10 protein-coding genes are annotated in these 11,967 nt (G+C 43.8%); 2 read left to right on the forward strand and 8 right to left on the reverse strand.

What is annotated here, in order from left to right:
* Positions 1-165: 165 nt before the first annotated feature.
* Complete coding sequence (locus J7I93_RS22035) at positions 166-603, forward strand: YhfM domain-containing protein (RefSeq protein ID WP_214728547.1); 438 nt, start codon at positions 166-168, stop codon at positions 601-603.
* A gap of 44 nt (positions 604-647) precedes the next feature.
* On the opposite strand, the gene J7I93_RS22040 is transcribed toward J7I93_RS22035, so the two are convergent.
* The 8 genes from J7I93_RS22040 to J7I93_RS22075 form a co-directional block, all read right to left on the reverse strand.
* Complete coding sequence (locus J7I93_RS22040) at positions 648-1,655, reverse strand: IS1595 family transposase (protein WP_214728549.1); 1,008 nt, start codon at positions 1,653-1,655, stop codon at positions 648-650.
* Positions 1,656-1,782: 127 nt separating this feature from the next.
* Positions 1,783-2,505, reverse strand: a complete 723-nt coding sequence (locus J7I93_RS22045; protein WP_214728551.1) for an alpha/beta fold hydrolase — start codon at positions 2,503-2,505, stop codon at positions 1,783-1,785.
* A gap of 389 nt (positions 2,506-2,894) precedes the next feature.
* On the reverse strand, positions 2,895-4,334 hold the full coding sequence (locus J7I93_RS22050) for an aldehyde dehydrogenase family protein (protein ID WP_214728553.1): 1,440 nt from the start codon (positions 4,332-4,334) through the stop codon (positions 2,895-2,897).
* A gap of 63 nt (positions 4,335-4,397) precedes the next feature.
* A complete protein-coding gene (locus J7I93_RS22055; protein ID WP_214728555.1) occupies positions 4,398-5,702 on the reverse strand; it encodes an aminotransferase family protein in 1,305 nt (434 codons plus the stop codon).
* Positions 5,703-5,729: 27 nt separating this feature from the next.
* A complete protein-coding gene (locus J7I93_RS22060; protein WP_214728557.1) occupies positions 5,730-7,322 on the reverse strand; it encodes a sodium:solute symporter family protein in 1,593 nt (530 codons plus the stop codon).
* A gap of 1 nt (position 7,323) precedes the next feature.
* Positions 7,324-7,500: a hypothetical protein gene (locus tag J7I93_RS22065; protein WP_214728559.1), complete on the reverse strand. Its 177-nt coding sequence runs from the start codon at positions 7,498-7,500 to the stop codon at positions 7,324-7,326.
* Between the two features lie 257 nt (positions 7,501-7,757).
* Positions 7,758-9,053 carry an ArgE/DapE family deacylase gene (locus J7I93_RS22070; RefSeq protein ID WP_483297147.1) on the reverse strand — a complete coding sequence of 432 codons (1,296 nt, stop codon included), beginning with the start codon at positions 9,051-9,053 and terminating at the stop codon, positions 7,758-7,760.
* A gap of 2 nt (positions 9,054-9,055) precedes the next feature.
* Positions 9,056-10,300 carry a M20 family metallo-hydrolase gene (locus J7I93_RS22075; RefSeq protein ID WP_214728563.1) on the reverse strand — a complete coding sequence of 415 codons (1,245 nt, stop codon included), beginning with the start codon at positions 10,298-10,300 and terminating at the stop codon, positions 9,056-9,058.
* Between the two features lie 210 nt (positions 10,301-10,510).
* On the opposite strand from J7I93_RS22075, the gene J7I93_RS22080 reads away from it, so the two are divergent.
* The gene (locus tag J7I93_RS22080) at positions 10,511-11,944 is read left to right on the forward strand and encodes a sigma-54 interaction domain-containing protein (RefSeq protein ID WP_214728565.1); all 1,434 of its coding nucleotides are present in this window, start codon (positions 10,511-10,513) and stop codon (positions 11,942-11,944) included.
* Positions 11,945-11,967: the final 23 nt, after the last annotated feature.

Genomic DNA, 11,967 nt, shown 5'->3' on the forward strand with positions numbered 1-11,967 from the left:
CCTTTTTGTCTACAAACTGAGACCATCATTTGATGGTCTTCTTCTTTAACTAAGGCTCTTTTCTTAAAGTTTGTTGCTTTTAATGATACGATAAAATAATAATAGGAAGTTTTTGAAACCTATCCAAAAAAATAAGCGTCTAAATTTATAAAGGGGCGATATTGTTTGAAGTTATTTAAGTATCTTATTGTTTTTATAGGGATATTCTCAATTTTTATAGTAGGCTGTTCAAATGAAAGTTCAAACAAACTTCAAAATGAAGGAAACAAGATTTTAGTAGAAAAGCGTGTCGGGGAAGAAAATAAATATGAACATTATAAAGAAATTACCGATGATAGTACAGTTCGAAAAGCCAAAGATATACTTAAGAACATAAGTTGGGAAAATGCAGAAGTAAGTATGGCATACCCTCCACATTACAAATTCCATTTCGTAGCCGACAATGAACAATCGGGGTTGATTTATGACCTATGGATTAGCCCTAACAAAGATAAGGTGGAACTCGTTATAGAAGGTGAAGGCAAATATGTCCAATTAAACAAGAGTAAATCGGCACAACTGTTTGAGACAATTATAGGAGTAAAATTATCTGAAGTAGAGTAAATAATGCAAAGCATAGTAAATTGACCTCTTAATTGAGGTCTTTCTTATGCACTCCTTAGCATTTCAACCGTAGTTTGATTAGATTTTGACATGCTAAAATAAAGCATTTGCTCCACTCGTTTATCAAATGCTAAATTTTTCCCAATATCAAGCCAACGGAACCAGTAGAGGTAATTATCCAAGTATTTTGTTGCCACTCCTCTAAAACGCTCCATCCAACCTTTCAAGCGATTATGAAAGTTATTAACGTGTTGAATATGGTAAATCCCTTTCTTTACACGTACTTTTTGTCGTTCGTTAACCGTTTCGTGCTGTAATCCTTTCATCTTGGCGAACTTTTTATAATTCGTTGCTGTGTCTGTGCATAACAAAGCAGACGGGTGAATATACTCACCTATCACAGTATCAATTTCCTCGGCTCTTACACGACCTGTACCTGCTTTCCGAGCAATTACGCTACCATTGCGGTCTTGTGCAACTACAACAGCAATTTTAAGGTTAGAAATCCCTCTTTTTTCGTCTTTTTCTCCACGCTTTTTGGCTTTCCTATGAGTGATTTCTCTGCCTTTCATAGACTCACGAAAAAAGGTTTCATCACTCTCAACGATACCTTGCAGTTGATTAAAGCCAAGACTTCCTAATGCGTTCAAGATTTTATGCCTCCAATAAAAGGCAGTAGAAATGTGTATTTGGAGTTTTTTAGCGATTTTTGGTAGGGTATATCCTTCCACCATTAGTTCAATGTATTTTACCCATTTTTCGGGGTAGCGAGAGCCTGAAAATGGAGTATTTGTCAGTTCATTGAAAGATTTCCCACAATCATTACATAGATAGCGTTGTCTTGAACAATATTTACCGTTTCGTTTAACCGAAGTGCTACCACAATGAACACAGCCCAAACCAGAAGCAAATCGGGCTTCACGAATACTTTTGAGTAGTTTAGTAATTTTATCTGGTTCATCTGGAAACAAGTCCTGTTTCATTGCATTAAATAAAGCTATTTGTTCTGATTTAGTTAATTCGCTGAAATCTTCATATATGTCTTTCCACATACTCGAACGCCTCCTGAATGCCCATTATATCAGCCTTTTAACAGTATGATCAAGAAAGCCACAATCTATACGAAAACAGCCTTAACTAAAGAACCCTATAGTTAAGTAAAACCTTTACAATCTAATCCTAACTATTCTCAATTAACTTTTTTATCGCACACACTACCACTTCCGGTTCGTCATTTTGTATATAGTGAGCACTGTTAGCAATTACCAATTCTCCATTTGAGGACATTTCAAGAATCTCTCTCTGCATTTCATTCCATAACTCTTGTGATTCCATAGAATAATGAGCTTTCTTACCAGCTGAAAGAACAATTAATGGTACATTTAATTTTTGTCTAGTTTCTTTTAACTGCTTTAGACTTTCCATAAATTCGTCATAATTTCCTTCGTAAACGAATTGCTTGTTATATGCTTGTTGAAAATCTTGTGACATAGTAGGGAGAAATCGTTCTCTGTAATCTTCGGGCGTAGAGTCAATCAAGACTAGTCCACAAACTTCATTTGGATATTCTGTAGCAAACATCCGCATATTAACTCCACCAAATGAATGACCTACTAATATGTAGGGAGGTTTAATCTTGGCTTCACTAAGTAGTTCCTTTAATTCTTTTACCATTTCACGGCTGGTTCTGGGATTAGAACTTGTTTCACTTTTCCCAAGTCCAGCTCTATCATAGATTAGTACACTAGAGAGCATTGAAATCTCCCTTAATACTGAATTCCAAGCCTTAGAAAAGTCTCCATATCCAGCATCCATTATGACTGTTGGCTTTCCATTATTTTCTCCCACCAATTTAGCATATAGTTTACATTTACTTATTTGTATAAACATTTCCTTATCCATTAGTTCATTCCTCTCGTTGGGCAACCTCATTAGTTAAAATTTAACAACCTATCACTTCTTATTAAACTAAACTCCCCGATAGTTCAACAACAAACTTCAATAACAAAAACGCTAATTCTCCATTCTAGTCATTCATTAAAATCAATGTTGTTGTCTTTAAACCCGTTTTCGCAATCTCTTTGAATCGTTTGTCACGAATTGGATGCCTTTCCTGACTCCAGAATCTATGATTTTTTCCTTAAATCTTCTAAAGGGACCCTTTCCCTTGATTCCCCTAACAACTTAATTCGAATAAAAAAACCACCAATGCAAATGCATCGGCAGTTTTTTCGTGAAACATACCTGTGAAACAAGAAAATTCGGGTGGTACCTGGTACTATATCTGCACTTTAGTTATTATTTATTATAACCAGCTTCATCTCCGTCATTTCTTCGATGGCGTATTTGATGCCTTCGCGTCCGACTCCGCTTTCTTTGACGCCGCCGTATGGCATGTGGTCGACGCGGAAGGTTGGGATGTCGTTGACCAGGACTCCGCCGACGTGCAGCTTTTTGGTGGCGTCCATGGCGGTGCGGATATTTTCTGTGAAGATGCCTGCCTGGAGGCCGTAGCGGGAGTCGTTGACCAGTTCAATGGCATCCGCCACAGAATCCACTTTGTTAATTAAAACAATCGGAGCGAACACTTCCTGGCAGGAAACCTTGGCAGCTGGCTCCACATCAAGCAGCACAGTTGGCTTCAAAACAGTCCCTTCGCCGGTTCCGCCCAAAGCGACCTTGGCGCCATTTTGCTTGGCTTCCTCGATCCATCCCAGCGTCCGCTCCACTTCCTTAGGAGCGATTAAAGCAGAAACATCCGTTTCCGGATCTAAAGGATCTCCCACCTTCAGCTTCGCAGCGGCTTCCACAAACTTCTCTACAAAGCGATCATAGATCTCACTATGCACGTAAACTCTCTGAAGCGAAATGCATACCTGTCCCTGGAAAGCAAATGACCCTGTGACACAGCGAGGAATGATCTTTTCCACATCCACACCCTTATCAACAATCAAGGCTGCATTAGATCCCAATTCAAGGGTTACATGCTTTAACCCTGCCTTATTGCGGATGCCAATCCCCACTTCAGGGCTTCCCGTAAAAGAAATCTTCTTCACGCGACCATCCTTAACCAGCTTTTCCCCTACTACTGAACCGCTGCCCGTCACAACATTAAACGCACCCGCTGGCAGTCCGGCTTCCTCCAATAGCTCAGCAAGAAAATAGGCAGAAAGCGGTGTCTGCCCTGCAGGCTTCAGCACAACTGTATTACCTGCTGCAATTGCAGGGCCCACTTTATGCGCCACCAGGTTCATCGGAAAATTAAACGGCGTAATGGCCCCAATCACACCAAGCGGCTCTCTCACCGTGTAGGCTAACCTTCCTTCCCCGCCAGGAGCAGCATCCATTGGAATTGTTTCTCCATTGATTCTCTTCGCCTCCTCAGCAGCAAATTTGAAAGTCTGCACCGTTCTAGCAATTTCGCCTTTAGCCGTGGTAATCGGCTTGGCTGCTTCCAGTGCAATGATTTTGGCAGCTTCATCCGAGCGCTGATCCAATAAGCCGGCAAGCTTTTCAAGAATACTCGCACGCTGATGGCTTGGCATCTCCGCCATTTTGCTTCTTGCCTGATAGGCAGCTTCTATAGCAAGGTCAACCTCCTCCACTGTTGCCTGTGGAATCTCGGCAATCAACTCTCTGCTATAAGGAGAGTAAAGTGATGTATATTCCTTCGCCTCTACCCACTCGCCATTAATATATAACTGCTTTTTCGCTTTATTTTTGACCGTCATGTCCTAGCCTCCCAGCTTCAATAATGAAGAAGAGTGCCTTACACACTCTTCTCTCTTAATCTCTTATATGCCTTGTTCTACAGAGTAGATGGAATCATGAAGAATCTCTACCAGACGATCAATCTCCTGCTTGTTAATCGTCAGCGGCGGGGCAAAGACAAGAATGTCCATTCCATCAAAAATGACTGATCGGATAATGAGCCCTCGTTTTGCGGCTTCCGTTACAACAGCCGGCGCAAACTGGCCCTTTTCACTCTTAAGCTCGACAGCGCCAATTAATCCAAGCCCTCTCACTTCTGAGACAAACTCTCTCTCACCCTGGATCCACTTAAAGCCCTTCAGCAATTCCTCTCCCATTTTCCTGGAATTCTCTATTAGATTCTCATTCTCGATAATCTCAATATTCTTCAATCCGACTGCACAGGCCATTGGATGACCGCTGTACGTATAGCCATGCAAAAGGGTACCGGCTGAAAGCTCCTTGAAATCCTCATGCATCTTCTTCGAGAACACGACTCCGCCAAGCTGGGCATAGCCGCTTGTAACGCCCTTGGCAAAGCACATCATATCCGGCGTTACACCATAATGCTCGATTCCGAAATATTTTCCTGTTCGGCCAAAGCCAGTAATGACTTCATCCGTAATAAACAAAATATCAAACTCACTGCAAATCTTCCTTACTTCCTGAAAATAACCGTCTGGAGCGATATGGACACCGCCCGCCCCTTGGATCGGCTCTGCCACAAAGGCGGCAATGGTCTCGGGACCTTCCGCTTCAATCGTTTCCCTTAACGCTTCAGCAGATAGGTTCTCCGTATAATAAAAGTCCGGTGCCAGTGAATTCGTGAAATCCCGGAATGGCTTTAGGCCTGTCGCACTGGTCGCTCCCATCGCTACCCCATGGTAGGATTTCTTCCGGGAGATGATTTTCTTTTTGGAAGGCTGGCCCTTTAAAATCCAATAATGGCGTGCAAGCTTATAGGCTGTATCATTCGCTTCCGACCCGCCAGAGGTAAAGAAGGTGGCACTTAAATCCCCAGGTGCAATCTCAGCGATTTTCGCCGCTAACCTGATCGCCGGTTCATTGCTGAAGGTTGCGAAGCACGAGCTGAACGCCAGCTGGTTCATCTGCTCCATTGCCGCCTGCCCCAGCTCAGTCCTGCCGTGCCCAACATTCACATTCCATAAGGAGGACATCCCGTCAATCACCCGATTGCCCCTCACATCTTCAAGAAACACCCCTTCCCCTTTTGTAAAAATAAAGGCCGGACCCTGTTCCTGCTGCTGCTGGATTGGGGAAGTCGGATGCAGAAAATGCTTTTTATCCAGTTCTGCCAGTTCCTGATATAAAGCTGCAGTCTTGCTCATTGAAATACTCTCCTTTACTTCATATTTTTACATGCCTAACTTGACAATAAAATAACCCCATAGAACAACAGAGATGACAATAAAGGAAACAGCAACTGTTAACGTTTGCTTGTATTCTCTTTTTAGCTCGGCAGCTCCGTTGTGTTTGGCCAAAATCTTTTGGATCGTCACAGTGGAAAGACGTGTTTCTTTAATCTTCTGGTAATAACCCAGCTCATAATCAGTAGGTTTTGTTATAAACCCGACGATGATTAATGTGAGAACAGAAACGATAATCGCCAGATAGAAATTATCAAATCCAACCGGGAAGGTGATCATTTCATACCTCTTCAATTCACCGAAAACAATAAAGGTGATAATTCCGGCAAGCATGCTCGCTGTTGCCGCTTTACTGCTCATCCGCTTCCATTCCAGGCTGCCAATGATCGTCGGCATCCAGGAAACCGCAAAGATGGAACCGGCATAAATGGAAATCCAGAAGATGGATGAAGGCTGAAGGATAGCGATAATACAAACAACGACTGCCACAATGACCTGGGCACCACGTCCAATTAACATGCTTTTCTTCTCATCAAAATCTTTATGCAGAACGTTCTCAAATAAGTCCTTAGCAAGCGCAAATCCTGTTAAAACAAAAAGCGTGGAAGCAGTCGACATAATCGATGCCATCAATCCCGCCAAACCAATTCCAGCTAAAGCAGGCGGCGTATAGTCCATCATCCCAACGATAAATACGCGGTCAGCCGGATCAATGCCAGGCTGAAGGACCATCATGGCTGCAGCAGCAATGAACACAAGTAATTGCATAAATGGGGCGAAGAACACACCAATGACCGCAGTCTTCAGGATAACAAAATCATTTTTCGCCGGGAATACACGGGATACAAGGGATGGCGTACATCCAAAGAAAAGAATCCACATTAAAAATTGTGAAAATACCCAGCCAAACGGACGATCTGCACCGCCATTTACACCATAATAACCCGGGATGACTTCCCCTAAGTTCTTGATCTGGTCCAGGCCAGCCTGTCCGATAATAAGCGGTGAAATGACAATCGCGATCGTCAGCATTGTAAAGAACATCAACGTATCTGTAATAACGACTCCGTACATGCCGCCCATCGCACTGAAAATTAAAAGAGCTAAAGTAAATAATAATATTAGAACAGGGAACGGAATATTTAAAATCTCGGATAGAATCACACCCGCCCCGATTAATTGAACCACTCCATATCCCAACAAACCGATTATCATAATGGAAGTCGCGATGACAGTTACCCATTTATTCTGGAAACGTTTTTCAAAAAAGTCCGGAAGTGTCTGGCATTCCAAGGCCTTTAATTTTCTTCCTACATAAATAACAGCAAATAATGTTCCCAGCCAGGCTCCATAAGAACCGAATCCGGCATGGGCAACAGGTCCTTCATTGTAGATCATGCCTGCAAGGCCTAGCAGTGTTACCGCACTTAAATAGGTAGCTGCCAGTGTACCGACAATCAAGACAGTCGAACCTTTTTCCCCCATGACATAGAAATCATCTTTGCTTTTTACAAATCTCGTTACGATGATTCCAGCAATAACATAAACAGCAACGACAACAAAAAATATGATTTTCTCCATCCTAAACCTCCTTCGTTATGCCATCATGAATGGGATTCGCCGGAGTGTCTTTCTCTTCTTCCAGCTTTTTTATGGTTGGCAAGTATTCTTTCTTTAAAATCCACATCACAATTCCTGCTGATATGATCGTCGTCGCGATCGCGTTACCGAATAATAACCATAATCCTGGATTCATCATTTCAACCCCCATTTGGATGGCGGAAAAAGGGCAGAAGCCCACTTCCGCTCTTTCTTTTAAGCTGTTTTCGCAAACTTTGTTGCTATTTAAAATAGTTGTGGGAGTGGTTGATTTCCGCTCCAGGATGCTCGCTTTCCGCGGGGCGGGCGGTGAGCCTCCTCGGTGCGCAGCACCTGTGGGGTCTCACCTGTCCCACTCCTCCCGCAGGAGTCTCGCACCTTGCGCTCCAATCAACCAACCTTATTTATCAACACAGCCTATTCGTTATACTGGCACCACTTTAATAGGAAAGCTGCATAGGTTTTCGTGACTCGTTTGACACTTTCCAAATCCACCCATTCATCAGGGGCATGCAGGTTTGCGCCTGTTGGCCCGTAGCAGGTGGAAGGAATGTTGTAATAGAGATTATAGAATCTGGCGTCTGTTGTACCTGTAAAGGCGCCATGTTTTAAATCGCTTTTCTCAATGATTTGATGTGCTTCCTCCAATGTATGGATAAACTCCTGATCCGGATCAAGGGTGAAGCCTTCTGCGTGGAAGCCGTAGAAGCTGATTTCCGGCGGATTTTCCTTTAGCCACTCATCCTGCTTGGCCGCTTCCAGTAAAAATTCTGACAACTCCTTCTTCACATCTGCCGGATTCACTCCCGGGTTAAAGCCGACCCTTGCTTCAACTGTACATTCTGATGGCACCGTGGAAGGCCAGTCACCGGAATGGATTTTTCCGATATTAATATTTTGCGGATGCGGATGATCACCGAACACTTCATGTTTAGACCGGCTATTAATCTCTTTCTCATAGTCTTGAAGGGCTTCTACTATTTTATAAGCTTTTACAATCGCATTGACCGCTTTGTCTGCTCTTTCCGTATGGGCACCAAGGCCGGCCACTTTAACACGGACCCAAATGACGCCAACCTGGCCGACTAATGCCTGCTGTCCCAGCGGCTCCGGAATAAGGGCAGCATCTGCTCTGTATCCTGCTTCAATAGCTGCCAGTGCCCCGTTACCTGTGCACTCTTCTTCTGTGACCGTCTTAATGGTCACATCATTAGCAAGCTCCACACCTGCCTGCTGAACAGCTTTCAATGCATAAATCATCGCCGTAACCCCGGATTTCATATCCGCTATGCCGCGGCCATACATTTTATTGCCGACAATCTCAGAACCCCATGGATCATAGCTCCACTTTGATACCGGCTCCGGGCTGACCACATCAATATGCCCTTGAAAAATGATGCTTTTTCCCTTCTTTTCTCCCTGTGCTTCATATTTCCCTACTACAACAGGTCGATTTTCATAAGACCATTCAGGCTTGGAGAATCCGGGATGAGCACCAAGCTTTTCCGGATCCGGGATAATTTTTTCAACCTTCAAATTCAAATCCTTTTCAAGGGATTGGGCCAGATAATCCTGAATCGCCCCTTCATTCCCCAATGTAGACGGATACCGCCCCAGCTTTTGCAGATAGGAAACTTCCTCCTCCCACAAAGCATCCACTTGTTCAAAAACTTTTTCCAGAACATCCTTTTGCACTTTTTCCAACTCTATCACTCCTATAAGGTTTCTTTATTCGCCAAAGTCAAAACCGTATCAAATAAAACCTGAACGCCTTTTTCAATATCCGCAGCTTCACTAAACTCTTCCTCACAGTGGCTGAGCCCATTTATGCTAGGGATAAACAGCATAGCTGTCGGTGTGATTCGATTTAAATACTTGGCATCATGACCTGCCCCGCTCAGCATTCTCATATTGGAGAAGCCATGCTTTTCAGCTGCATTTTCCATAACCTTGATCATTTCTTCTGAAAAAGAGTCTGTATCGATTTTGTCTAGCTCTTTAATCTGCAGCTCCATTTCCTCTACCAATGTCGTTGTGCTTAAGTATTCCTTTAACTGCTGCTCAAAACGCTCCCGAACATGATCCTCGGGATGGCGAATATCGATGGAAAAGACCACTTGATCTGCCACTGTATTAATCACATTCGGGGAAGCCTGGATTCTGCCAATTGCAACGAGCAGCTCTGGAATCTCCTCTGCAAATGAATAGATTTTTGAAATCAGCTTGGAGGCATGCAGCACAGCGTCCTTTCTGCGATTCATCGGTGTTGTCCCCGTATGGGATGTCCTCCCGGTGATGGTTGCCTCAAGCCAGCTCATCCCCTGAATCCCCGTTACAACTCCAATCGATCTACCCTTATCCTCCAAAACAGGGCCCTGTTCAATATGCAGTTCAACGAAACAGAAAGGGCCCTGCTGGCGGTTTTCCTTTAACCCTCTGAAGCCGATCCGCTCCAGTTCTTCTCCGAAAACCAAGCCTTTTTGGTCCTTCGTATTCAGGATCGTTTGTTTGTTAAAAATCTCAGCCATGGCACCTGATCCGAGCATGGCAGGCTGAAACCTGGCCCCTTCTTCATTTGTAAAATTGACAATTTCAATCGGTCTCTCTGTTTCGACACCCAAATCATTTAATGTCCGGATTACCTCCAGAGCGCCAAGCACCCCCAGTACCCCGTCATACCTTCCTCCTTTTGGCTGTGTATCCAGATGGGAACCAATTAAAACGGGAGCCAGTTCATTGTTTTTGCCTTTCCGTCTTCCATACATATTGCCAAAGTCATCAATCCTTGTTTCCAACCCGCAATCCTTCATCCACTGCAGGAAAAGGTCTCGCATTTTCTTATCCTCATCAGTCAAGGAAAGCCTGCAGATGCCGCCATTCGGCAGCATGCCAATTTCCGCACTTTGCTGGATCGTTTGCATTAAGCGATCCAGCTGAATATTCATTACCTGCTGTTTCACTACACCCGCTCCCTTCATGCCTATTACTTTTGCAATTACCGTGCCAAGTTAATAGGGTCATAAAGGCTGGTTTTGCTAGTTTTTGTTGAGAATTTTTAGAATATTTACTATAATTATTTTTAAAAGCGACTCACTGAGTTGATATCGATTCGCCTTTATCGCACACTTCAGATAAAAATGAATCGAAATCAATTCAGAAAGGAGGATTTTATGGAGCAGCTTCTAAAACTGGCCGAGCAGCGCCCGAATTTTTTTATAGATATTTTGAATTCTATTAATGATGCTATCTATATTACGGATAAAAACGGAGTCACCCTATGGGTCAATCACATCAGCGAGGTCATGACCCAGGTGCCGAGGGAGAAACTAATCGGTAGAAATGTGAGAGATTTGGAGAAAGAAAGGGTATTTTCCCCATCTGTTACGAGACTTGCATCTGAAGCCAACAGCAATATCAGCACCGTCCAGGAAGTAGGAGACGGCCGGAAATATATCGCGACTGACCATCTGGTGAAGGATGAAAATGGAGAAGTGATCGTAATCGTCGCCCATTGCAGGGACATTACCGAAGCCGTCAAAACCTCTTCTAAGCTTCGGGATACAGAGGAACTGCTTGAGAAATACGGACGGGAGCTTAGAAAATTAAAGATTCCCCTACATACAAACGATCGTCAGGCAAAGAAAGAACTCATTTTGCATTCATCGACTGAAGACTTAATTGGAAAAATTGCCAATGTCGATACGACTGCTTTAATCACCGGTGAAACAGGAACAGGAAAAAGCGCCACCGCAGAAAGAATCCATTTATTCAGCAACCGGCATAAAGCACCGTTTATGCAAGTCAACTGTGCCTCCATGCCGGAGCAGCTGCTGGAGTCCGAGCTTTTCGGCTATAAAAAAGGAGCTTTCACAGGTGCGAACACAGCTGGGAAGTCAGGATTAATCCAGGCTGCAGAAGGCGGAACTTTATTTCTCGATGAGATCGGCGAGCTTCCTCCCCATCTTCAGGCGAAGCTATTGCACTTTCTGCAGACGAAAACCTATCTGCCGATTGGAGCAAGGGAATATGTACAGGCAAACGTCCGAATCATCGCCGCCACCAATCGGAACCTGGAAAAAATGACGGAGGAAGGCTCCTTCCGCTCAGACTTGTACTACCGGCTGCATATCCTTTCCATCAACCTGCCGCCGCTTCGAGAGAGGAAGGAAGTCATCAAGGACCTGGCTTTCTACTTTCTGGGCACCTACAACCAGAAATACAACGTCAATAAGCGAATGACTTCCAGAGTATTGGATATCTTCCAATCCTACAAATGGCCCGGAAACATCCGGGAGCTGGAAAATTTGATGGAAAGACTGGTCATTCTTTCTGACCAAACGATTGATGAAAAAGACTTGCCGCAAAAAATGGTGGAAAACCAGCACTTGCCTGACTATCTGAAACAGGCTGATCCATATAACAGCATGCCGGAATTACTGGAGAGCATTGAAAAAAATATGATTCTTGACGCTTTACATAAAGAAAAATCAACGCGGAAAGCTGCACAGAAGCTGGGCGTGACGCAATCACTGCTGATGAGGCGGGTAAGGAAGTATGGGATTGATATTCATACAGAGCCCGCCAACCAGCAAGTGTTCATTTGACCTGGATGTACAGCATATACGAC

It is taken from the genome of Bacillus sp. ISL-47, from assembly GCF_018613175.1.
GTDB lineage: Bacteria > Bacillota > Bacilli > Bacillales > Cytobacillaceae > Cytobacillus.

Coding starts and splice junctions, on each gene's coding strand:
- J7I93_RS22040 (WP_214728549.1), bottom strand. CDS start 1,655: ATGTGGAAAGACATATATGAAGATTTCAGCGAATTAACTAAATCAGAA.
- J7I93_RS22045 (WP_214728551.1), bottom strand. CDS start 2,505: ATGGATAAGGAAATGTTTATACAAATAAGTAAATGTAAACTATATGCT.
- J7I93_RS22050 (WP_214728553.1), bottom strand. CDS start 4,334: ATGACGGTCAAAAATAAAGCGAAAAAGCAGTTATATATTAATGGCGAG.
- J7I93_RS22055 (WP_214728555.1), bottom strand. CDS start 5,702: ATGAGCAAGACTGCAGCTTTATATCAGGAACTGGCAGAACTGGATAAA.
- J7I93_RS22060 (WP_214728557.1), bottom strand. CDS start 7,322: ATGGAGAAAATCATATTTTTTGTTGTCGTTGCTGTTTATGTTATTGCT.
- J7I93_RS22065 (WP_214728559.1), bottom strand. CDS start 7,500: ATGATGAATCCAGGATTATGGTTATTATTCGGTAACGCGATCGCGACG.
- J7I93_RS22080 (WP_214728565.1), top strand. CDS start 10,511: ATGGAGCAGCTTCTAAAACTGGCCGAGCAGCGCCCGAATTTTTTTATA.